Annotated in this window: 18 protein-coding genes and 3 tRNA genes; 12 read left to right on the plus strand and 9 right to left on the minus strand. The window is 68.8% G+C overall.

Annotated features, from left to right (window positions below; genetic code table 11):
• Positions 1-11: 11 nt before the first annotated feature.
• Genes B128_RS0104015 through B128_RS0104055 form a run of 9 tightly spaced genes read left to right on the plus strand, consistent with a single transcriptional unit; the run spans position 12 to position 8948 of the window.
• The gene (locus B128_RS0104015) at positions 12-890 is read left to right on the plus strand and encodes a DUF1385 domain-containing protein (protein WP_018110991.1); all 879 of its coding nucleotides are present in this window, start codon (positions 12-14) and stop codon (positions 888-890) included.
• A complete protein-coding gene (gene mnmA / locus B128_RS0104020; protein WP_018110992.1) occupies positions 887-2005 on the plus strand; it encodes a tRNA 2-thiouridine(34) synthase MnmA in 1119 nt (372 codons plus the stop codon). Before B128_RS0104015 ends, mnmA begins: the two co-directional genes overlap by 4 nt.
• Before the next feature lie 36 nt (positions 2006-2041).
• The gene (locus B128_RS0104025) at positions 2042-3010 is read left to right on the plus strand and encodes a PstS family phosphate ABC transporter substrate-binding protein (RefSeq protein ID WP_018110993.1); all 969 of its coding nucleotides are present in this window, start codon (positions 2042-2044) and stop codon (positions 3008-3010) included.
• A 57-nt stretch (positions 3011-3067) separates the two neighbouring features.
• Positions 3068-3970 carry a phosphate ABC transporter permease subunit PstC gene (pstC, locus tag B128_RS0104030; protein WP_018110994.1) on the plus strand — a complete coding sequence of 301 codons (903 nt, stop codon included), beginning with the start codon at positions 3068-3070 and terminating at the stop codon, positions 3968-3970.
• Entirely contained in the window at positions 3963-5177 is a 1215-nt protein-coding gene (pstA, locus tag B128_RS0104035) for a phosphate ABC transporter permease PstA (protein WP_018110995.1), read from the plus strand. The genes pstC and pstA overlap by 8 nt, the downstream gene beginning before the upstream one ends.
• Positions 5171-5986 carry a phosphate ABC transporter ATP-binding protein PstB gene (pstB, locus tag B128_RS0104040; protein WP_018110996.1) on the plus strand — a complete coding sequence of 272 codons (816 nt, stop codon included), beginning with the start codon at positions 5171-5173 and terminating at the stop codon, positions 5984-5986. Before pstA ends, pstB begins: the two co-directional genes overlap by 7 nt.
• 10 nt (positions 5987-5996) lie before the next feature.
• Complete coding sequence (locus B128_RS0104045; protein ID WP_018110997.1) at positions 5997-7169, plus strand: MFS transporter; 1173 nt, start codon at positions 5997-5999, stop codon at positions 7167-7169.
• A gap of 1 nt (position 7170) precedes the next feature.
• Positions 7171-8202: a DNA replication/repair protein RecF gene (gene recF, locus B128_RS0104050; protein WP_018110998.1), complete on the plus strand. Its 1032-nt coding sequence runs from the start codon at positions 7171-7173 to the stop codon at positions 8200-8202.
• Positions 8187-8948 (plus strand): DciA family protein, encoded by a 762-nt coding sequence (locus B128_RS0104055; RefSeq protein ID WP_018110999.1) that lies wholly within the window; start codon positions 8187-8189, stop codon positions 8946-8948. The genes recF and B128_RS0104055 overlap by 16 nt, the downstream gene beginning before the upstream one ends.
• A 90-nt stretch (positions 8949-9038) precedes the next feature.
• Here the strand turns inward: B128_RS0104055 and B128_RS0104060 are convergent.
• From B128_RS0104060 to B128_RS0104070, 3 genes are all read right to left on the minus strand, one after another.
• Positions 9039-9115 (minus strand) — tRNA-Val (locus tag B128_RS0104060).
• A gap of 1 nt (position 9116) precedes the next feature.
• Positions 9117-9191: transfer RNA gene (locus B128_RS0104065), tRNA-Glu, on the minus strand.
• Between the two features lie 6 nt (positions 9192-9197).
• Positions 9198-9273 (minus strand) — tRNA-Lys (locus tag B128_RS0104070).
• Between the two features lie 92 nt (positions 9274-9365).
• On the opposite strand from B128_RS0104070, the gene B128_RS0104075 reads away from it, so the two are divergent.
• On the plus strand, positions 9366-10349 hold the full coding sequence (locus B128_RS0104075; protein ID WP_018111000.1) for a zinc-dependent alcohol dehydrogenase family protein: 984 nt from the start codon (positions 9366-9368) through the stop codon (positions 10347-10349).
• Here B128_RS0104075 and B128_RS0104080 read toward each other — a convergent pair.
• From B128_RS0104080 to pgi, 6 genes are all read right to left on the minus strand, one after another.
• A complete protein-coding gene (locus B128_RS0104080) occupies positions 10321-11034 on the minus strand; it encodes a hypothetical protein (RefSeq protein ID WP_018111001.1) in 714 nt (237 codons plus the stop codon). The genes B128_RS0104075 and B128_RS0104080 overlap by 29 nt on opposite strands.
• Positions 11035-11090: 56 nt before the next feature.
• The gene (gene ctaD / locus B128_RS0104085) at positions 11091-13466 is read right to left on the minus strand and encodes a cytochrome c oxidase subunit I (protein ID WP_026175009.1); all 2376 of its coding nucleotides are present in this window, start codon (positions 13464-13466) and stop codon (positions 11091-11093) included.
• A gap of 12 nt (positions 13467-13478) precedes the next feature.
• A complete protein-coding gene (gene coxB / locus B128_RS0104090) occupies positions 13479-14492 on the minus strand; it encodes a cytochrome c oxidase subunit II (protein ID WP_026175010.1) in 1014 nt (337 codons plus the stop codon).
• An 11-nt stretch (positions 14493-14503) separates the two neighbouring features.
• Positions 14504-16324: a heme o synthase gene (locus B128_RS0104095; protein ID WP_018111004.1), complete on the minus strand. Its 1821-nt coding sequence runs from the start codon at positions 16322-16324 to the stop codon at positions 14504-14506.
• A gap of 170 nt (positions 16325-16494) precedes the next feature.
• Positions 16495-18084 (minus strand): phosphoenolpyruvate carboxykinase (ATP), encoded by a 1590-nt coding sequence (gene pckA / locus B128_RS0104100; protein WP_018111005.1) that lies wholly within the window; start codon positions 18082-18084, stop codon positions 16495-16497.
• A gap of 53 nt (positions 18085-18137) precedes the next feature.
• Positions 18138-19391 (minus strand): glucose-6-phosphate isomerase, encoded by a 1254-nt coding sequence (gene pgi, locus B128_RS0104105; RefSeq protein WP_018111006.1) that lies wholly within the window; start codon positions 19389-19391, stop codon positions 18138-18140.
• 52 nt (positions 19392-19443) lie between these two features.
• Between pgi and B128_RS0104110 the strand changes: the two genes are divergently transcribed.
• Together B128_RS0104110 and B128_RS0104115 are read left to right on the plus strand one after the other, a co-directional pair.
• Positions 19444-21690 (plus strand): GNAT family N-acetyltransferase, encoded by a 2247-nt coding sequence (locus B128_RS0104110; protein ID WP_018111007.1) that lies wholly within the window; start codon positions 19444-19446, stop codon positions 21688-21690.
• Entirely contained in the window at positions 21668-22441 is a 774-nt protein-coding gene (locus B128_RS0104115; RefSeq protein WP_018111008.1) for a TrmH family RNA methyltransferase, read from the plus strand. The genes B128_RS0104110 and B128_RS0104115 overlap by 23 nt, the downstream gene beginning before the upstream one ends.
• Positions 22442-22538 lie beyond the last annotated feature (97 nt).

A 22538-nucleotide genomic window follows, 5' to 3' on the forward strand; every position in this document is an offset into this window, starting at 1 on the left:
AAATGGGAAGGATGTGGCTTCTCCTTGCCAAGCAGGTGGCCCTCGGGGGGGCAGCGGCCCTCGAGGGCGTGATGATGAAGGCCCCCTGGGCCTGGGCCCTGGCCGTGCGCCTGCCCAGCGGGGAGATCCACGTGGAGCGCCACGAGGAAAGGGCCCTCACCGAACGCTACCCCTGGGCTAGGCTCCCCCTGGTGCGGGGGGTGGTGGCCCTCTGGGACGCCCTCTCCGTGAGCTACCGGGCCCTGGCCCGCAGCGCCGAGCTGGCGGGGGAGGAGGAGGTGCCCAAGGGGGCCCTCTGGGGCACGGTGGCCTTCAGCCTCCTCCTGGGGATTGCCCTTTTCATCGTGCTTCCCGGCTTCCTCTCCGGACTTCTGGTGGACGCGGCCCGCTTCCCCGTGCTCTACAACCTGCTGGCGGGCCTCCTCAAGGTGGGCATCCTGGTGGGCTACCTCCTCCTCATCGGCCGGATGCCGGAGATCCGCCGCTTCTTCATGTACCACGGGGCGGAGCACAAGGCCATCCACGCCTACGAGAAGGGGCTTCCCCTCACCGTGGAGAACGTCATGGCCCAGCCCCGCTTCCACCCCCGGTGCGGCACCACCTTCTTGGCCTTCGTCATCGTGGTTTCCGTGCTGGTCTACAGCCTCATCCCCGCCCCCGAGGTGCTCTGGTGGCGCCTTCTGGCCCGGGTCCTCTTCCTGCCGGTGGTGGCCGCCTTGGCCTTTGAGCTCCTCTACTTCTCCGCCCGGCACGATGACCCCCTTTCCCGGGCCCTCAGGAACCTGGGCTTCCGCTTCCAGGCCCTCACCGTGGCCGAGCCCACCCCGGAGATGGTGGAGGTGGCCCTGAAGAGCACGGAGGCGGCCCTGGGGGAAAAGGTGGTGGCATGAAGAAGCGCGTCCTGGTGGCCATGTCCGGGGGGGTGGACTCCTCGGTCTCCGCCTACCTCCTCAAGGAGGCGGGCTACGAGGTGGTGGGGGCCATGATGCGCTTCTGGCCCGAGGAGCCCCCCCGCCCCACCCTGGACCCCGGGGGGGCCAGGGCCTGGGAGAGCTGCTGCACCCCCGACGCCGCCTACGAGGCCCGGCGGGTGGCCGACCTCCTGGACATCCCCTTCTACCTCCTGGACTACCGGGAGGTCTTCGCCCAGGAGATCATCCAGCCTTTCCTGCGGGACTACGCCCGGGGGCGCACCCCCAACCCCTGCGCCCGGTGCAACACCTTCGTGAAGTTTGGCGCCCTCCTCAAGCAGGCCCAAAGGCTGGGGCTGGACTATGTGGCCACGGGGCACTACGTGCGCCGGGAGGGCGAGGCCCTCCTCCGGGGCCTAGACCCCCACAAGGACCAGAGCTACTTCCTCTGGGGCACCCCCAAGGAGGCCCTGCCCCACCTCCTCTTCCCCGTGGGGGGCCTCACCAAGCCGGAGGTGCGGGCCATTGCCGAAAAGGCAGGCCTCCCCACGGCCAAAAAGCCCGAGAGCCAGAACCTGTGCTTCGTGGCCGGGGACCTGAAGTCCTTCCTCCGGGAAAACCTGGCCACCCGCCCCGGCCCCCTGGTGGACGCCCTCACCGGGGAGGTGGTGGGGGAGCACGGGGGGGCAAGCCTCTACACCCTGGGCCAGCGCAAAGGGCTTGGGCTCTACCACAGCCACCTGGAGCGGTACGTGGTGGGGGTGGACCCGGAGGCCAACGTGGTCTACGTGGGACCCAAGGAGGCGGCCCTGTGGGGGGGCCTCGAGGGCGAGGCGCTGAACCTTCTGGCCGAGCTCCCCGAGGAGGTGGAGGTGCAGGTACGCTACCGCACCCCCCCGGTGCGGGCCCGGGTGGAGTCCCTGGCCCCCCTGCGCCTCCGCTTCCAGACCCCCGTCTTCGCCGTGGCCCCGGGGCAGAGCGCCGTCCTCTACCAGGGGGAGAGGCTTATTGGAGGCGCGGTGATCCGTCAGGGGCTTTACAACGCGGCGGGCCTTGACCTGGGCCTGAAGGGGAGGGCCTTGACCTTCTCCTGACAAAGGGCTGGCAGAGTACGGGTGGGAGGTTTGGAGATGAAGAAGCAAGCGGTCCTCTTGGCGGTCCTGAGCCTGGCCGGGGCGGCTTTGGCCCAGATCCGGGCCGATGGCTCCTCCACCGTCTACCCCATCACCCAGGCGGTGGCGGAGGAGTTTGTGACCCGAAACCCCCAGGTGAGGATCTCCGTGGCCTTCTCCGGCACCGGGGCGGGGTTCCAGAAGTTCTGCCGGGGGGAGACGGACGTCCAAAACGCCAGCCGGCCCATCCGCAAGTCGGAGCTGGAGGCCTGCCAGAAGGCGGGAATCCAGTTCATTGAGATCCCCGTGGCCTACGATGCCCTCTCCATCCTGGTGAACCGGCAGAACACCTGGGCCCAGTGCCTGACCACCGCCCAGCTCAAGTCCATCTGGGAGCCCAACGCCAAGGTGAACTACTGGAAGGACCTGAACCCCGCCTGGCCCAACCGCCGCATCGTCCTCTTCGGGGCGGGCACGGACTCTGGCACCTTTGACTACTTCACCGAGGCCATCATGGGCCGGGCTGGTTCCATCCGCAAGGACTACTTCCCCTCCGAGGACGACAACGTGATCATGCGGGGGGTCACGGGCAACCCCTACGCCATGGCCTTCGTGGGCTTCGCCTACTACGAGGAGAACAAGGACAAGGTCCGGGCCCTGGCCGTGGACGGGGGCAAGGGGTGCGTGGCTCCCAGCCGGGATAGCGTGCTAAACGGCACCTACCTGCCCCTCTCCCGGCCCCTTTTCATCTACGTGAACCTGAAGAGCCTGGAGCGCAAGGAGGTGCGGGACTTCGTGGACTTCTACCTCTCCCCCGCCGCCCGGCGGGCCATCCGCTCCACGGGGTACGTGGAGCTGCCCGACGAGGCCTACCGCATCGGCCAGGGCCTGGTGGCCCGCAAGAAGACGGGGAGCTTCTTCACGGACCTGCCCCCTGGCACCCCCCTGGCCAAGTTCATTGAGGAGCTGCGGAAGGAAGTGCAGTAGCCCCGCTGACCCCTGGGGGTGGGGGAGTTTCCCCCACCCCCTTAGAATGGGAAAGGCATGGAGATCCTGAAGCAAAGGCCCTCGAGGAACCCCAAGGAGGTGCTCACCTTCGCCCTCCTGGTCTTCCTCTCCTCCATCACCCTCCTCACCACCCTGGGGGTGATCCTGAGCCTGGTAGGGGACGTGGCCCAGTTCTTCCGCCGGGTGCCCCTCACGGAGTTCCTCTTCGCCCCCGAGTGGACCCCCCTCTTCGCCGACCCCCGCTACGGCATCAGCCCCCTCATCGCCGGGACCTTCCTGGTCACCCTCATCGCCCTCCTGGTGGCCGTGCCCCTGGGCCTGGCCCTGGCCATCTACCTCTCGGAGTACGCCTCCGGGGCCGCCCGGGCCCGCATCAAGGGCACCCTGGAGCTCTTTGAGGGCATCCCCACCGTGGTCTTCGGCTACTTCGCCCTGCTCTTCGTCACCCCCCTGCTGCAACGGGTCATCCCTGACCTGAACATCTTCAACCCCCTCTCCGCCGGGCTGGTGATGGGCTTCGCCATCATCCCCTACATCTCCAACGTGGCCGCCGACGCCATGGAGTCCGTGCCCCGCTCCATCCGCGAAGCCGCCTACGCCCTGGGGGCCAGGCCCTACGAGGTGGCCCTGCGGGTGGTCTTCCCCGCGGCCATCTCGGGCATCATCGCCGCCATCATCCTGGCCACCAGCCGGGCCATCGGCGAGACCATGATCGTGGCCATCGCCGCCGGCCAGCGGCCCATCCTCACCCTGGACCCGCGGGAGACCATCGCCACCATGACCAGCTACATCGTCCAGGCGGCCACCGGGGACCAGCCCACCGGCTCCACCGGCTTCTACGCCCTCTTCGCCGTGGGCTTCACCCTCTTCCTCCTGACCCTCTTCCTCAACATCCTGGCCCAGTACGTGGTGGAACGCTACCGGGAGCGATATGAATAGGACCCTATCCTCCCCTTCCCCCGAAGCCTTCGGCACCGACCCCTGGAAGACCCGCATTGACCGGACCTTCGCCCGGGCCCTGGTCCTGCCCCTGGTGCTGGCCATCGGCCTCCTCGTCCTCCTCCTGGGGGACACCCTCTACCGAAGCGTCTCCGTGCAGGTGGTGCGGGCGGACGAGGGCCCCGGCAGGACCTACCCCTTCGGCCTCGCCGCCACGGAGGTCCTGCGGCAGGAGCTTCTGGCCCGGGGGTACACGGAGGAGGAGGCCCGCTCCCTGCTCCAAGACCCCACGGAACGGCGGGTCCTCTTCCTGCAGAACCGGGTGGAGCTCATGTGGAACACCCAGGAAGGCCCCTTCCGCTACGTGGTCACCGGCCTTAGGGACGAGCGCGTGGCCGACTTCTCCCTCCTGGAGGGCCTGAGGCGCTGGGAGGAGCTCAAGGCCGGCCTGGGGGAAGGGGAGCGGCTTGTCCTCAACCCCTGGCTGGACCAGAGCTTCCTCACCCGCACCCCCTCCCGCTCCCCCCTCACCGCGGGGATTGGGGTGGCCATCTGGGGTACGATCTGGGTCCTCTCCCTGGCCCTCCTCATCGCCATCCCCGTGGGCATCGGCACGGCCATCCTCCTGGAGGAGTACCTGCGGGAGGGCACCCTAAACCGCATCCTCGAGGTCAACCTGCGCAACCTGGCCGGGGTGCCCTCCATCGTCTACGGGCTTCTGGGCCTGGCCATCTTTGTGCGGGAGATGGGCCTGGGGCCCACCATCCTCTCCGCTGCTCTGACCCTGGGGCTTCTTGGCATCCCGGTGATCGTGGTAACCGCCCGGGAGTCCCTGCGGGCCGTGCCCGAGTCCCTGCGCCAGGCGGCCTTCGCCCTGGGGGCCACCCGGCGGCAGGTGGTCTTCCGGGTGGTGGTGCCCGCGGCCCTGCCGGGGATGGTCACCGGGGTCATCCTCTCCGCCGCCCGCCTGATCGGCGAGGCCGCCCCTCTCCTCCTGGTGGGGGCCGCCGCCTACGTGCCCTTCTACCCCACGGGGCCCCTGTCGGAGTACACGGTGATCCCCGTGCAGATCTACCTCTGGGTCTCCATGAACATCCCCGAGTTCGCCCGGGTGGCGGCAGCAGGGATATTGGTCATGCTCCTGGTGCTCTCGGGCCTCTACTTCCTGGCCCTCTACCTGAGGAACCGCTTTAGGAGGGAATGGTGAGTCTGGAAATGCTCAAGGAACACGAGACGGTGCGCACCGCGCCCGTCTCCGAGGCCGAGGCCCTGGTGGACGTGCGGGGCCTGAGCCTCTGGTACGGTAAGAAGCAGGCCCTTTACGACATCTCCGTGCGCTTCCCCCGGAACCAGGTCACGGCCATCATCGGCCCCTCGGGGTGTGGGAAAAGCACCCTCCTGCGCTCCCTCAACCGCATGAACGACCTGGTACCCGGGGTACGGGTGGAGGGGGAGGTCCTCTACGAGGGGGTGAACATCTACGACCCCCGGGTGGACCCGGTGGCCGTGCGGCGGCACATCGGCATGGTCTTCCAGAAGCCCAACCCCTTCCCCAAGACCATCTTTGAGAACGTGGCCTTCGGCCTGCGGCTCATGGGGGTCAAGGGCAGCGAGCTGGAGGACCGGGTGGTGGAGGCCCTGAAGCGGGCCGCCCTGTGGAACGAGGTGCAGGACCGCTTCAAGAAGGAAAGCGGCCTCAGGCTCTCCGGCGGGCAGCAGCAGCGGCTCTGCATCGCCCGGGCCATCGCCGTGGAGCCCCCCCTCCTCCTCATGGACGAGCCCACCAGCGCCCTGGACCCCATCGCCACCCAGGCCATTGAGGACCTCATCCAGGAACTCAAGACCCGCTACACCGTGGTGATCGTCACCCACAACATGCAGCAGGCCGCCCGGGTCTCCGACCGCACCCTCTTCATGCACCTGGGGGTGCTGGTGGAGGAGGGCCCCACGGAGGTCCTCTTCACCAAACCCAAACACCCCTACACCGAGGCCTACATCACCGGCCGCTTCGGCTAAACTCTGGGGCATGTCCCCCCTTGGGCTGCTCTTCCTCACCCTTTTCAACAGCGTTCTGGGGCTTTCCATCCTCTTCCCCATCCTGGGGCCCCTGGGGCGGGAGCTGGGCCTGAGCGAGGTCCAGGTGGGGCTTTTCTCCACGGGGTACGCCCTCATGCAGTTCCTGCTCGCCCCCTACTGGGGAAGGCGGAGCGAAGGGGGGCGCAAGCCCGTCCTCCTCCTGGGCATCCTGGGGTTTGCCGTAAGCTTCCTCCTCTTCGGCCTCTTCGCCCTCCTGGGGACAAGGGGGCTCCTTCCACCCGAGCTCCTGTTTCCCCTGCTCCTCCTGGCCCGCCTCCTGGGGGGGGCCTTCAGCTCGGCCACCCTGCCCACGGCCCAGGCCTACGTGGCGGACGTAACGGGGCGGGAGGGTCGCACCGCGGGCATGGCCCTCCTGGGGGCGGCCTTCGGCCTGGCGGTGATCCTGGGGCCGGCCCTGGGGGCGGGACTTGCCGCCCTCCTCGGTTTGCTGGCCCCGGTCTTCTTCTCCAGCGCCATCGCCCTCTTAAACGCCCTCTTCGTGGCCCTGGTCCTGCCGGAGTCCCGTCCGGCCGGAAGGCCGCGGGCTAGCCAGCTCTCCCCCTGGGACGGCCGGGTCTTCCCCCTCCTCCTCCTGGGCTTCACCCTGAACCTCTCGGGGGTGGCCCTGGAGCAAACCGTGGCTTTCTACTTCCAAGACCGCCTGGGGCTTAGCGGGGTGGAGACCGCCCGGAGCGTGGGGGCGGCCCTGGTGCTCTATGGGCTCGTGGCGGTCTTCGTCCAGGGGGTCCTGGTACGCAAGCTTTCCTGGCCCCCCAGGACCCTCCTCCTCCTGGGCCTCCCCCTGGGCATCCTGGGCTTTTGGGTGCTGGTCCTAGCCCAGGGTTTCTGGGGCCTGGCCCTGGGGCTGGCCCTTCAGGGGGCAGGGGCCGCCCTGGCAGGGCCGGGGGTAACGGCCGCCCTCTCCCTGGCCGTGGGGGAGGGGGAGCAGGGCCTGGTGGCCGGCCTAAACAGCGCCGCCCAGGCCCTGGGTAGGATGCTGGGGCCTCTGGTGGGCACGGGGCTTTACCGCCTAGAGCCCGAGGCCCCGTATCTGCTAGGGGCAGGGCTTCTGGCCCTGGCCTTTCTCCTCCTCCCCGCCCTTTTCCGCCGGGTGAGGCTTTGAGATGCGGCTCCTCCTCTTCCGGCAGAAGAACTTCCGCAACCTGGCCTTTGCTGCCTTTGAGCCACCGGCAGGGCTTTTCGCCCTGGTGGGGGGGAACGCCCAGGGAAAGACCAGCCTCCTCCTAGGCCTGCACCTGGTCCTTGGGGGGGAGGTGCGGACAGCTTTGGCCGACCTGGTGCGCTTTGGGGAAAGGGAGGCCTGGCTCTACGCGGAGGTGGAAACCGAGCTTGGGCGCTACCGGGTGGAGCAGCGCCTTTCCCCTGAGGGGCGGGAGGTACTGCTCAACGAGCGCTCCGTGGGCCTAAGGGGACTACACGAGCTCCCCGGCTCGGTCCTGGTCCTCCCTGAGGACGTGGAGGTGGTCCTGGGGGCCAAGGAGGAGCGCCGGAGCTTCCTGGACCGGCTGATCGGGCGCTTCTCCCGGCGGTACGCCGCCTTGCTTTCCGCCTACGAGCGAGCCCTGCGCCAGCGGAACGCCCTCCTGAAGGCAGGGGGGAACGGCCTTGGGGTGTGGGACCGGGAGCTGGCCCGTTATGGGGAGGAGATCAAGGCCCTAAGGCGCCGCTTCCTCCAGCGTTTCCACCCCCTCTTCCAGAGCATCCACCGCACCCTGGCCCCAGGGGAGGTGGGGCTACGGCTGGAGGAGACCGCCCCGGGCGACCTCCTGGAGGCCCTGGAGGCGCGGCGCCAGGAGGAGCTGGAGCGGGGGCAGACCCTGGTGGGCCCCCACCGGGACGACCTGGTCTTCCTCCTTGGGGGGCGGCCTGCCCACCGCTTCGCCAGCCGGGGGGAGGCCAAGGCCCTGGCCCTGGCCCTGCGCCTGGCGGAGCACCGCCTCCTCACAGAGCACCACGGGGAAGCCCCCCTCCTTCTGGTGGACGAGTGGAGCGAGGAGCTGGACGAGGCCAGGCGTCAGGCGGTCCTGGCCTACGCCCGGGGGCTGCCCCAGGCGGCCCTGGCGGGCCTCCTGGCCCCGGAAGGGGTGCCGGTATGCTGGGTGGAAGGGGGTGTGGTGGAATGCCCTGGCGCCTGAAGGACCTGGTCCCCGAGGCCCTGAAGAAGGCCGGGGGGCAGGCTAAGCTCAAGCGGGGGCTGGTCCTGGCCGCCTGGAAGGAGGTGGTGGGCCAGGAGCTCGCCCGGCTCACGGAGGCCGTGGGCCTCGAGGAAGGCACCCTCACCGTCCTGGTGGCCGACCCGGTGACCGCCCACCAGCTCACCTACTCCAGGCTCCTCCTCCTAAGGCGCTACGAGGAGCGCTTTCCTGGGGTGGTGAAGGAGATCCGCTTCGTGGTGGGCCCCCTGAGGAAGGACCCGCCCCCAAAACCTCTGGAGGAGCCTGGTCCGGCCGACCTCGAGGCCGCCCGTCGGGCCCTGCGGCTTTCTCAGGAGGCCCCTCCCGAGCTGCGGGAAAAGGTGGCCCGGGCCGCGCTGGCCATGTTCCGGCAGGCCAAGGGAAAACCCTGTCCCATCTGCGAGACCCCCAGCGAGGTCCACCCCTGCCCCACCTGCCAGCGCCACCTCCAAAGCCCCCTGGTACGCAAGGAGGTAGAGCGTCTGCGGCGGGGCAGGCCCCCCAGGCTGGAGGGGGAAGCCCTCCTGGTGGCCCGGCACCTGGCGCGGGAACGCCTCCTGGAGGAAATGCGGGCCCTTTACCCCGAGGCCCTGAGGGAACCTGGCTTAAGACCCCTGCTAGGGGACCTAGCCCGGCGCTTCCAGAAGCTTTTCCCCGAGGAACCCCTGCCCGAGGGGGTGCGGAGCCTCGTGGCCAAGGACCCTTAAAAGGGGCCAAGTCTCAGGGGGAACTCTCGGAATAATGGGCCAAGTAGACAAACCCCGGGTCGCTTACCCGGGGTTCTTGCGTCCCTGCGGTGGTGGGCGGCAGAGGATTTGAACCTCTGACCTCTCGCTTGTAAGGCGAGCGCTCTGACCAGCTGAGCTAGCCGCCCGTGGTGACCCCAGGGGGAATCGAACCCCCGTTTCGGCCTTGAGAGGGCCGCGTCCTAACCGCTAGACGATGGGGCCTTGCCTTGGTGGGCCGTGCAGGATTCGAACCTGCGACCTACCGATTAAAAGTCGGTTGCTCTGCCAGCTGAGCTAACGGCCCCAAAGCCTTTGTGATTATAGAGGAAGCCCTGCCCCCTGTCCAGAGCAGGGCTTCCAAGGTAAAGGGCGGGGTCCAGGGATACCATAGAAGCTATGCGGGCCATGGTCTTGAAGGCGGTGGGCGCGCCCCTGGCCCTCGAGGACCTCCCCCTCCCCACCCCGGGGCCCGGGGAGGTGCTCCTCAAGGTGGAGGCCTGCGGGGTCTGCCGCACGGACCAGCACATCGCCGACGGGGAACTTCCTCCACCCCGCCTCCCCCTGGTCCTAGGCCACCAGGTGGTGGGCCGGGCCGTGGCCCTGGGGGAAGGGGTGGAGGGGGTCTCCCTGGGCCAGCGTCTCGGGGCGGGGTGGCTTGGGGGGGCCTGCGGCACCTGCAAGTACTGCCGACGGGGGCAGGAAAACCTCTGCCGCCAAGCGGCCTTCACCGGCTACCACCGGGACGGGGGCTATGCGGAGTACCTGGTGGCCCGGGCGGCCTTCGCCTATCCCCTGCCCGAGGAGTGGCCCCCCGAGGCCCTGGCCCCCTGGCTTTGCGCCGGGCTCATCGGCTACCGGGCCTACCGCCTGGTGCAGGACCGGCAGGTCCTGGGCTTCTACGGCTTCGGGGCCGCCGCCCACCTCCTCCTCCAGGTGGCCAAGCACCAGGGCAAGCGGGTCTACGCCTTCGTCCGCCCCGGGGACGAGGCGGCCAAGGGCTTCGCCCTGGAACTGGGCGCCGCCTGGGCGGGGGACTCCACGGAGGCCCCTCCCGAGCCCCTGGAGGGGGCCCTCCTCTTCGCCCCGGTGGGGGCCCTGGTGCCCAAAGCCCTGGCCGACACTGAGCCCGGCGGGGTGGTGGTCCTGGCGGGGATCCACATGAGCCCCATCCCCGAGATGCCCTACCGCCTCCTCTGGGAGGAGCGGGTGCTCCGCTCCGTGGCCAACCTCACCCGGGAGGACGCCCGGGCCTTCCTGGAGATAGCCCCACAGGTGCCCGTGCGCGCGGCGGTGGAAACCTTCCCCCTGGAGGAGGCCAACCGGGCCCTCGAGGCCCTGCGCCAGGGAAGGCTCAGGGGCGCCGCGGTCCTCCTCCCCTGAGGCGCTCCATCAGGGCCAGGGCAAAGCCCTCCTCCCGCACCCTCCGCCTCAGGGCCTCCAGGTCAAAGGGCCTGGAGGAGAGGGGCTCCAGGGCCACCTTAGGCAGAGGAGCGGCCTCCAGGAAGGCCAAAAAGTCCGCGTCAGCCCACGGGGGCACGAAGGCCCCGCTGCGGCAGAGGAAAACCCGGTGGAAAACCCCCGGCACCGCCCCCCCGGGGTCCTGAAGCCGTTCTACGGCCACCTGGGGCTCAGGCTCCAGGCGGGGGTCGCGCCAGGGGGGATAGAACACCCAAAGCTCCGCCCCCTGGCGGGCGTAGTGTACCATCCAGTCGTCGCAGGCGGGCTCCTCCCCCAGGGGGCGGTAGCCGGCATCGTGGTGGGCGTCGTAGAGCACCACCTCCCTCACCCCCTGGCGCACCTCCGGGTGGAAGGCCAGGGCGTTGGAGTCGGCATAGTAGAGCCTGGCCCCCGGGGCAAAGGCAAAGCGCTCCCAGAAGCCCTGCCACCCCTCCGCCTGGGGCAGGGGGAGGCCCCGGAGCAAGAAGGCCAGGGCCCGGGCCTCCCAGGCCTCCTCCTGGTAGTAGGGGGTCTCAAAGTGGGCCCAGGCGTAGAGGGAGGCCCGGGGGTCCTGCGGGTCCTGGGGCACGGGGAAGAAGTAGTCAAAGTCCACCACCAAAAGCCGCATCCCCTTCTATATAGCAAAGGCCCCCGCCAGGGGGCGGGGGCCAGGGTTCCCGCGTCCTACCAGATGTAGAAGATGGTCACGATGAAAAGCCAGACGGCGTCCACCAGGTGCCAGTACATGCTGGCGGCCTCGAGGGTGCCGTGGTTGTGCAGGGTGATCTTCCCCCTTAAGGCTTGCAGGTAGGCCAGGATGAGGCCGAAACCCCCGATCACCACGTGCAGGCCGTGCAGCCCCACGATGGTGAAGAAGGCCGCGGTCCAGAGGTTCTCCTGCCAGCTGGAGTGCTGGTGGAACTGGTAGAACTCCCAGGCCTGGAAGAGGAAGAAGAGGACGCCCAGCAGGATGGTGATGAGAAGGCCGAAGCGGAAGGGGTTGAACCGGCCCCGCCTGAGGTCGTGGTGGGCGAAGTGCACGGTAAAGGAGGAGCTCACCAGGAAGAAGGTGTTGAGGAGGGCCAGCCAGAGGGCAGGCCGCTCCTCAGGGGGCGTGGCCGCCCCCGTGAGGCGCAGGTAGAGGTAGCCGGCGATGAGGATGGCGAAGAGGCCCACCTCTGAGACGATGAACCAGGCCATCCCCATCCAGGCGTTGGACTTGCCCGAGAGGGTGTGGTGCTCCACGGGGTGGCTGTACTCGTCCTCCAGGGCCCAGCGGATGAGGCCGTAGGCGAAGAGGGCCAGGAAGACCCACATCCAGAGGTTGGGCACCGGCAAAGCCGCCACGGCGACGAAGAAGGCGAAGAGGGTGGCCGCGGAGTAGAAGGGCCAGAAGGAGCTGTTGGGCAGGTGGATGTGGCTGGGGTCCTCCGGCTTCAGCTCCACCCCCTTCTTGGCCCAGTCGTAGAGGGGACGCTCGGAGGGGAAGTCCTTGGGCAACTGGACGTCAAAGTTGTGGGCCTTGGGGGGCGAGCTGGTGAGCCACTCCAGGGTGTAGCCGCCCCAGGGGTTGTCGGGGGCCTTGGGCCCGGAGCGCAGGCTCTTCCACATGGCGTAGATCCAGACCAGGCCGCCCAGGCCCAGGATGAAGGCCCCGATGGTGGAGATGAGGTTCAGCTCGGGCCAGCCGGCGATGTCCGCGTTGTAGGTGTAGTAGCGCCGGGGCATGCCCAGGAAGCCCAGAGCATACTGGGGCAGGAAGACCACCAGGTAGCCCACCAGGAAGAGCCAGAAGTGGAGCTTGCCCAGGCGCTCGTCGTACATACGGCCCGTCATCTTGGGCCACCAGTAGTAAAGCCCGGCGAAGGCCCCAAAGCCCGAGCCCGCCATGAGCACGTTGTGGAAGTGGGCCACCACGAAGTAGGAGTCGTGGAACTGGTAGTCCAGGGGGGTCATGGAGAGCATCACCCCGGTGATGCCCCCCAGGAGGAAGTTGAAGATGAAGCCCAGCACCCAGAGGAGGGGGGTCTGCATCTGCAGGTGCCCGCCCCAGAGGGTGCCGATGAGGTTGAAGAGCTTCACCCCCGTGGGCACGGCGATGAGGGCGGTGAAGAAGGCGAAGGCGATCTGGAAGATGGTGGACTCCCCCACGGTGAACATGTGGTGGGCCCAGACCATGGTGCCCAGGACCACGATGCCCATCTGGGCCCAGACCATCTGCTTGTACCCGAAAAGGGGCTTGCGGGCAAAGGTGGAGGCCACCTCCGCCAGGATGCCCAGGTAGGGCAGGAGCATCACGTAGACCGTGGGGTGGGAGTAGAACCAGAAGAACTGCTGGAAGAGGACGGGGTCGCCCCCGATGTCGGGGTTAAACCAGGTGAGGCCGATCTTGCGGTCCAGGAGGACCAGCAGGGTGGCCGCGGTGAGCCCCGCCAGGCTGAAGAGGTTGAGGACGCTGGCGGCGAAGACGCTCCACACGTACATGGGCATCTTCCACATGCTCATCCCCTGGGCCCGCAGGTTGTAGATAGTGGCGATGAAGTTGGCGTTACCCAGCAGGCTGGAGAAGCCCAGGAGGAGGATGGCCGCCATGTAGAAGTTCACCCCGCTCCCCGACTGCACGGAGAAGGGGTAGTAGAAGGTCCAGCCCACGCTGGGGGCCCCGCCGGGGAAGAAGTAGCTCATGAGGGCCAGGATGATGGCCCCCAGGAAGGCCCAGTAGCTGAAGGCGTTCACCCGGGGCAGGGCCACGTCCCGGGCTCCCAGCATGAGGGGCACCACGAAGTTGCCGAAGCCGGTAAGCCCGGCCTGGATGATGAAGAAGAAGAGCATGGTGGCCCCGTGCAGGGTGAGGATCTGGTTGTACTGCTCGCCGGTGAGGAGGGTGTTGTTGGGCACCGCCAGCTGCGCCCGGATAAGGAGGGAGAAGACGCCGGCTAGGCCGAAGGCGAAGAAGGCGGTGGCGGTGTACATGAGGCCGATCTTCTTGTGGTCCACGGTGGTGAGCAGGTCCCAGAGGACCGCCCACACGCTGGCTCTTGGCTTGGTCGCGATGGCCATCCTCTAAACCTCCTAGAACTTGGGCAGGGCCTTGAAGTCCAGGCCCTCCACCTTAAGCCCCTCCAGGTAGCGCACCAAGGCGTCCAGGTCCGCCTCGGAGAGCTGGGGGAAGCCCGGCATCTTCACCCCCGGCTTCATGGAGGCGGGGTCCTTGATCCAGGCCTTGAGGTTCTCCGGGGTGTAGTCCACAATCCCCGCTCCTAGGCTCACCCGGTTCCCGGTGAAGCCCAGCTCCGGCCCGATGACCGCCGGGGGCATCTTCCCCTGGACCCCATGACAGGCCATGCAGTTCTGCTGGAAGACCTGCTGCCCCTGGGCATCGGCCACCGGGGGGGTGTAGGCCTGGGCGGCCGCGGCGAAGCGCTCAAACTCCTCCTTGGGCAACACGATCACCCGGAAGAGCATGCGGGCGTGGCTGGGGCCGCAGAGCTCGGCGCAGAAGCCGTAGTAGTTCCCGGGCTTCTCCGCTACAAAACGTATCCGGGTCTTTTGTCCCGGAATGGCGTCCTGCTTACCGGTAAGGCCCGGCACCCAGAAGGAGTGGATGACGTCCTTGGAGGTCACCTCCAGCTCCACGGGCACCCCGGCGGGCAGGATGAGTTCGTTGGAGTTGCGGAAGCCCAGGCCAGCGTAGTGGAAGTCCCACCAGAACTGGTAGCCCGTGACCTCCACCTTCATGGCCCCGGAAAGGGGCTTGTTGACCAGGATGAGGCTCCGGGCGGTGAGGCCGAAGAGGATAAAGATGATGACGATGGGGATCACCGTCCAGATGACCTCGAGGCGGTCGTTGCCGTGGACCTGGGGGGGCTCCCCCACCTGGCCCGGCTTGGCGCGGAACTTCCAGGTGATGTAGGCCAAGGACCCCGCCACCACGCCGAAGATGAGCACGGAGAACACCAGGACCCAGACCAGGAGGAAGTTGGTCTCCCGGTTGACGGGAGAGAAGGGGTGGGTGATGGCCACCCGGTGGGCCTCCTGGGCCAAGGCCAGACCTAACAGACTGAGCGCCGCGATACCTCTTTGCATCCACTCCCTCCCTATAGCACCCGGTCCACCGCCATGGCCACGAACAAGAGGGCCAGGTAGAGCATGGAGTATTTATACAGCGAAACCGCCGTCCTCCGCTCGGGCTGGCGGTAGAGGGCAAGGCTCTTGAGGATAAGCAGGGCGTTAAGGGCGAGGCTGAGGAGGAGGTAGAGCAGGCCAAGCTCGCCCAGAAGCAGGGGCATGAGGGAGATCAGGGCGGTCAGGACGGCGTAGAGGGCGATCTGCATCACCGTGACCCGCTCCCCCAGCACCACAGGCAGCATGGGTACCCCCACGGCCCGGTAGTCGTCCTGAATCATGAGGGCCAGGGCCCAGAAGTGCACCGGGGTCCAGAAGAAGATGAGGGCGAAAAGGTACCAGGCGAAGAGGCTCAAATCCCCGGTCACCGCCGCCCAGCCCACCAGGGGCGGGAAGGCCCCAGCGGCCCCCCCGATGACGATGTTCTGCCACGTGCGCCGCTTGAGGTAGAGGGTGTAGACCAGAACGTACCAGATGAGGCCCATGAGGGCCAGGGTGGCGGCCAGGAGGTTGGCCCCAAAGGTAAGGAGGAAGAAGGCCAGAAGGGCCAAAACGAAGGCGAAGAGGAGGGCGTTGCGGCTGGAGATGCGCTGGGTGACCGTGGGGCGCCTGGCGGTGCGGCGCATGCGGGCGTCAATGTCCCGGTCCACCACCATGTTGATGGCGTTGGCCGCCCCGGCCATCATGTACCCCCCCAGGGCCACGGCCAGGAAGAGCCCGGTGCCCGGCCAGCCCTGGGCGGCGATGAGCATGGCCAAGAGGGTGGTGAGGAGGAGGAGGCTGATGACCCGGGGCTTGGTGAGGGCCAGGTAGTCCTGCCAGGTGGCTCCCCCGGTACCCCGGTGGGCCTGGCTGGCCTCCCCCTCCCCCAGCTCCACCCGCCGGGCCCCCCGGGCCAAGGCCGCCGCCGCCAGGAGGACGAAGGCCAGCCAGACGGCATAGGCCAGGAGGAGGTGGAGGATCTGCATCCAGACGGGAGCCTTGAGCCAGACGTTCACCAAACCCGCCAGGAGCTGCACCCCGTAGAGGTAGGCCAGGGCCTGGGCCAGGCCCCGGGTCTGGGCCGAGGGGCGGAGGTGGGCCACCAGGAAGCCAGCAAAGACCACGTAAAGCCCCACGCTCACGGCAATCAGGGGGTGGAGGACCCTGAGGCGCACCAGGAAGTGTTCCCCTGGGGTGAGGGAGCGCTCCAGGGCCTCGAGGGTGTCGCGCACGGGGAAGAGGAGGTCGCCCAGGGCAGTCACCGCCCCGCTCATCCCCAGGAAGAGGAGGGCCAAAAGCCCCAGGAGGAGGGCCACCCCCACCGCCCCCTGCCCCTTAAGGCGCAAGGGAGCCCCCCCGGAGGCCCACCAGGCGGCCAGGGCCAGGGAGGCCAGGAGGAAGTAGGTGTTGGCCAGATGGACCATCTGCACCACGGCCCGCTCCGGGGTCACGTTGTCCGCCACCCAGCCGAAGAGGACCAAGGAGGCCCCCACCAGGCTCTCCGTGAGCATGAACAATAGGGAAAGCCCAGCCCCCAGGCGCACAGGGTGGCCCTTGGGGAAGAGGCGAAAGGCCAGGACGGCCAGCAGGAGGACCGTGAGGAAGGCCAGGCCCGAGGTGGCCCGGTGGGTGAACTCAATGAGGGTCTCCACCTGCGGGCTTCGGGGGATGATTTCCCCGTTGCAGGTGGGCCAGTGGGCGCCGCACCCGGCCCCCGAGCCCGTGGCCCGCACGTAGGCTCCCCAGAGGGCCACCAGCACATTCCAGAGGAGCACTCCCCAGGCGTAGCGGCTAAACCAGGCTTGGCTCATAGAAAACCCGTCCCCCAGACGGTAGCGCCTACCATTCTGCCAGAGGGGTTTGCCAGGGGGTGAAGTACATTTGTCCCTTCCATTTCCGCCACCTGGAGCCTAATACCCCCTGGCCCTATTTGGCAAGGGGCCTGGCCACCCAGGCCCCCCGCCCCGGCCCGAAGGCGGGCTCAGCCCGCCCGCGGCCCTGCCTGGCGGATGGCTTCCTCTACGCCATCGGCATACTTCTGGAAGTTTTCCTGGAAAAGCTGGGCCAGCCTCCGGGCCTGGCGGTCGTAAGCCTCGGGGTCGGCCCAGGTCCCCCGGGGGTCCAAAAGCTCGCTGGGCACCCCGGGGACCTCCAGGGGTACCTCAAACCCGAAGACGGGGTCCTGGCGGTAGGCCACCCGGTCCAGGGCCCCGGTGAGGGCCGCGTGCAGGAGGGCCCGGGTAAGGGGGAGAGGGAAGCGCCGCCCCACCCCGTAGGGCCCTCCGGTCCAGCCGGTGTTGACCAAGTAGACCCGGGGGCCGTGCCTCTGGATCTTCTCCCCCAGCATGCGGGCGTACACCCCAGGGTGCAGGGGAAGGAAAGGGGCCCCAAAGCAGGCGGAGAAGGTGGCCTTGGGCTCGGTCACCCCCCGCTCCGTGCCCGCCACCCGGGCGGTGTAGCCGGAGAGGAAGTAGTACATGGCCTGCTCCGGGGAAAGCCGGGCGATGGGGGGAAGCACCCCGTAGGCATCGGCGGAGAGGAAGAAGATGGCCCTGGGGTGGCCCGCCATCCCCGTGTCCACCACGTTCTCCAGGTGGGCGATGGGGTAGGAAGCGCGGGTGTTTTCCGTCTTGGTATCGTCGTCCCACTCCACCCGGCGGCTTTCCGGGTTCACCACCACGTTCTCCAGGATGGACTCAAACTGGTTGGAAGCCTTGTAGATGAGGGGCTCGTGCTCCGGGGAGAGGCGGATCACCTTGGCGTAGCACCCGCCCTCAAAGTTGAAGACCCCTTCCTCGCTCCAGCCGTGCTCGTCGTCGCCGATGAGGGGGCGCTCCGGGTCGGTGGACAGCGTGGTCTTGCCCGTACCCGAGAGGCCGAAGAAAAGGGCCACGTCCCCTTCCTTCCCCACGTTGGCCGAGGCGTGCATGGGGAAAACCCCCTGCTTGGGCATCAGGTAGTTCATCACGGTGAAGATGCTCTTCTTAATCTCCCCCGCGTACTTCGTCCCCACGATGAGGACCAGCTTGCGGGCGAAGCTGATGCCCACGAAGACCTCGCTCCGGGTGCCGTCCCGCTCCGGGTCGGCCAGGAAGTAGGGGGCGTGGACCACGGTGAAGCCGGGGACGAAGCGCTCCACCTCGTCGTCCTCGCGGAAGCGGCGGGGCAGGAGGAACATGTTGCGGGCAAAAAGGGCGTGCCAGGGGCTTTCCGTCACCACCCGCACGGGGAGGCGGTAGCGCCGGTCGGCCCCCGCGTAGAGGTCCTGCACGTAGAGGTCCCGCTCGGAAAGGTATTCGGCCACCCGGGCCAGAAGGGCCTGGAAGGCCTCGGGGGCGAAGGGCTGGTTCACCTCCCCCCACCAGACCTCCCCCTCCACCTCCGGCTCGCGCACCACGAACTTGTCCTTGGGGCTTCTCCCGGTGTAGGGGGTGGTGTCCACCACCAGAGGGCCCTTGTGGGCCAAAAACCCCTCTCCCCGGGCCAGGGTGTGCTCCACCAGGACGGGCGAGGCGGTGTTCCAGAAGACCTGCTTCTTCGGGCGGATACCAAGGGGCTCCAGGCGCTGCATACAGCCTCCTCCCGCTCAGGCTATCACAAAGCCCTTTCCACGGTTCCAAAGCCTCAGCCCTCCCGGGCCAGGATCTCCCGGGTAAGACGCTTGGAAAGCTCCACCCCGGGCTGGTCAAAGGCGTTCACCCCCCAAAGCTCCCCCAGGAGGGCGGTCTGCCACATGAGAAGCTGGAGCAGCCAACCCACGGCGTAGGGGGAAACCTCCGAAAGGTAAAGGGCATAGACCGGTTGCCCCGCCTCCGCCAGGGCCTGGTAGGTGGCCTCGGCCTCGGCCTTCAGGAGGCGGAATAGCCCCTTGCCGAAGAGGTAGCCCGCCTCCTCCAGCCCCGGCCAGGGAGGGATGAGGAGGTCCTCCGTGGGGGCCTCGGGGAGCACCAGGGCCAGGAGCTTGTCCAGGGGACCTTCCCGGAAGAGCTGGAGCTGGGCGTGCTGGTCCTGGGGGCCCAGGGCGGGCAAGGCGGTGGTGCCCACCCGCTTCCCCTCCCGGTCCCGCTTGCCCAGGGACTCGTCGTGGAGCTGGACGAACCAGGCGGGAAGGTACCTGAGCCGCTCCGCGTAGACCATGAAGACGTTGACGGGCAGGTGGCGGTGGAGGTGGTGAAGGAGGGCGGTCTTCAGGGGCAGGCTCTCCTCCAGGGGGGCCAGGGCGTTGACGTTGGCCTGGCGGGCCCCCATGAGGAGGGCCTCCACGTCCGCCCCGGCGAAGGCCAAGGGCAAGAGGCCCACCGGGGAAAGCACGGAGAAACGCCCCCCCACGTCCTCGGGGATGGCAAAGGCCCTAAGCCCCTCCCGTTCCGCCAGGGCCCGCAGGGCGCCCCTTTGGGGGTCGGTGGTCAGGACCAGGTGGCGGCGCCACCCTTCCCCCAAAGCCTCCCGCAACCAGTTCAGGAAGATGAGGAGAACGGCCAGGGTCTCCGCCGTGGCCCCCGACTTGGAGATGGCGTTCACCAGGGTCTTCCGGGGGTCCAGGGTGCGCAGGAGCCTGAGGACGGGTTCGGGCTCCACGTGGTCCACGTAGTGGAAGCGGACCCCGCTTGCGTTGAAGGCGGCCTCGAGGGCCTTAGGACCCAGGGCGCTTCCCCCGATGCCCAGGAGGACGAAGTCCTCCACCCAGGGGTTCTCCTCCCGGTAGCGGCGGATGGCCCTTAGGGTCTCGGTGTCCTCGGGGAGGTCCAGCCAGCCCAGCATCTGGGCCCGGTCCCCGCGCTTGGCCAAAAGGCGCTCCCGGGCGGAGAGGAGGGCCTCCCGGTGGGCCGGAAGGGCCTCAGCGAAACCGGGGAGGTAACGGGTGTCCAGCCGGAGCATGGGTCTATGCTACCCCCAGCCTCAGGGGAGGGGCTGAGGGTAGGCTATGGGTATGGGCTACGTGCCCCCGCCCACGCCCCAGCACGGCCTCGAGGAGGGCCCCGTCCTCCTGAAGGACGGGCGCACCGCCCTCCTGCGCCGGGCCAGCCGGCAGGACCTTCCCCTCTTCGTGGAGTTCCTGAAGCGGCTATCGCCAGAGTCCTTGCGCATGCGCTTCTTCTCCCCCATCTCCCCGGAGAAGGCGGCGGAGCTCCTCCTTGCCGCCAAGCCCGAGGAGGAAAAGGTGACCCTCATCGTCCTCGCCGGGGACCCCCCCCGCCTGGTGGCCACGGGGGAGTACGTGCGGGTCAAGGGGGAGGACACCGCCGAGGTGGCCTTTCTGGTGGACGACGCCTTCCAGGGCCGGGGCCTGGGCACCCTCCTCCTGGAGCGCCTGGCCCTGATCGCCGCCAAACGGGGGGTGCGCCGCTTCCAGGCCTTCACCCTGGCGGAGAACCGCCCCATGCTCAATGTCTTCATGGAAAGCGGCTTCCAGGTGCGGGCCCACCGCGAGGGGGGAGAGGTGGAGGTGGAGTTTGAGATCCTCCTGAGCGAGCAGGCGGCGGAACGCTTTGAGTGGCGGGAGAAGGTCTCCACCCTGGCCAGCCTCCACCCCTTCTTCTTCCCCCGGGGGGTGGCCGTGGTGGGGGCCAGCCGCGACCCGGAGAGCATCGGCTACCGGGTGCTGGAGCACCTCATCTTCGGGCGCTTCCAGGGGCCGGTCTACCCGGTGAACGAGGCCATCGGCAAGGAGGGGGGGACGGTGGGCCCCCTCCTGGCCTACCCCAGCGTGGAGAGCATCCCGGGGCCCGTGGACCTGGCGGTGATCGCCGTGCCCAAGGAGCGGGTCCTGGGGGCCCTGGAGGCCTGCGGCCGGCGGGGGGTGCGGGGGGCCATCGTCCTCACCACGGGCTTCAGCGCCCAGGAAGCCCGGGAGCTGGCGGACAAGGCCAGGCGGCTGGGCATGCGGCTTCTGGGCCCGGGTTCCTTGGGCCTGGTCCACACCCACCCCGAGGTGCGCCTGAGCGCCGCCCTGGCCCCCCTGCCCCGGCCGGGCCCCCTGGCCCTTTCCAGCCAGTCGGGGACCCTGGGGCGGGCGGTGATGGCCTACGCGGAGGAGATGGGGCTTGGGATTTCCAGCTTCGCCTCCTTAGGGGCCAAGGCGGACATCTCCTCCAACGACCTCCTCACCTTCTGGGAGGAGGACGAGCGCACGGGGGTGATCCTCCTCTACCTGGAAGGCTTCGGCAACCCCCGGCGCTTCTCCCGCCTGGCCCGGCGCATCGGCAAGAAGAAGCCCATCCTGGCCGTCCACCCTTCCCGCGACCCCCTGGTGCGCACCCTCTTTACCCAGGCGGGGGTGATCCGGGCCAACAGCCTGGAGGAGGCCTTTGACGTGGCCGTCCTCCTCTCCTTGGGCCGCCTGCCGGAAAACCCCACGGTGCGCCTCATCTCCAACGCCTCCGGTCCCTCCAACCTGGCCCTCGAGGCCCTGAAGGAGGGGGGGCTTACCGTGGAGCACGTGGACCTGGGCTCCACGGCCAAGGCGGCGGACTTCGCCCAGGCCCTGGAGGAGGCCCAGGCAAGCCCCGCGGGAAGCCTCTTCCTCCTCTTCGTCCCCATGGGCTTCGCCAGCGAGGAGGAGTTCCTCCAGTTGGTGGCCCAGGCCCCCGGGGAAAAGCCCCTTCTGGCCTGCGCCATGGGCACCCCCGGGGCCCGGGCCCGGGTGCTGGGCAAGGCCGCCCTCTACCGCTTCCCCGAGTCCGCGGCCATCGCCCTGGCCCGGGCCTGGGCCTACCGGTGCTGGCGGGAAGAGCCCCTCTTCTTCCCCGACTTCCCCGACCTGCGCCTGGAGGAGGCCCGGCGGCTTCTGGAGGGCAAAAAGGAGCTTTCCCCCGAGGAGGCCCGGGCCCTCCTCCAGGCCTTTGGCCTGCCCCTGGGGGAGGAGGCGGGGCTCCGGCTCAAGCTCACGGCCAGCCCCCACCCCCTCTTTGGCCCCGTCCTCACCCTCCTCCTCCCCACCCCCCTGGGCGAGCAGCCTCTGGGGCAGCGCCTCACCCCTCTCACGGAAGGGGACGCCCGGGAACTCCTCAGGCCCCTGGAGGCCAAGCTGGACCCCAGCCCCTACCGGGAAATCCTCCTGCGCCTCTCCCGCCTCCTGGAGGAGCTGCCCGAGGTGGAGGGGATGGAGCTGGAACTCTCCGGGCCCAGGATCGCCCGCTTGGCCGTGAGGCTCCATGCGCATCCAAAGCCCCGCTAACCCCAAGGTGAAGGCCCTGGCCGCCCTCAAGGAGCGCAAGGAGCGGGAGCGCACGGGGCTTTTCCTGGTGGAGGGGCGCCGGGAGGTGCAGCGGGCCCTGGAGGCTGGCCTAACCCTGGAAACCCTCCTCCTGGGTCCTAAGGCCACCCCGGAGGACCGCGGCCTGGCCGGGGGAGCCCCGGTGCTGGAGCTATCCCAGGAGGCCCTGGAACGGGTCTCCAGCCGCGAGAACCCCGCTCCCATCATCGGGGTCTTCCGCATTCCCCAAAGGACCCTGGCCCAGGTCCGCCTCCCGGAAAACCCCCTGGTCCTGGTGCTCCTGGGCCTGGAGAAGCCGGGGAACCTGGGGGCCATCCTGCGTTCGGCGGACGGGGCGGGGGCCCACCTGGTTCTGGTGGCCGAGGGGGTGGACCTCTACAGCCCCCAGGCCATCCGCAACTCCACGGGGGTGGTCTTCTCCCTGCCCGTCTTCCCCGTGGCCGAGGCGGCGGCGGCCCGCTTCCTGGAGGCCCAAGGCCTGCGCCTGGTGGCCGCCACCCCCCGGGGGGAGCGCCTCTACTGGGAGGAGGACTACCGCCAGGGGGTGGCCTTCCTCCTGGGGGCCGAGGACCAGGGCCTGCCGGAGGGCTGGCTCCAGCGGGCCCACGCCCGGGTGCGGATCCCCATGCGGGGCCAGGCGGACAGCCTCAACGTCTCCGTGAGCGCCGCCCTCCTCCTCTACGAGGCCCTGCGTCAAAGAAGCCGGGTGTAGGTCACATTCAAGCATTATGGATGGTTAACCCCCTTTTCGGATATTCACCTGCGTACTCACCTCACGCCACCGCCCGCAACACCCGGGTGATGGGCAG

It is taken from the genome of Thermus igniterrae ATCC 700962, from assembly GCF_000376265.1.
GTDB classification, from domain to species: Bacteria; Deinococcota; Deinococci; order Deinococcales; family Thermaceae; genus Thermus; species Thermus igniterrae.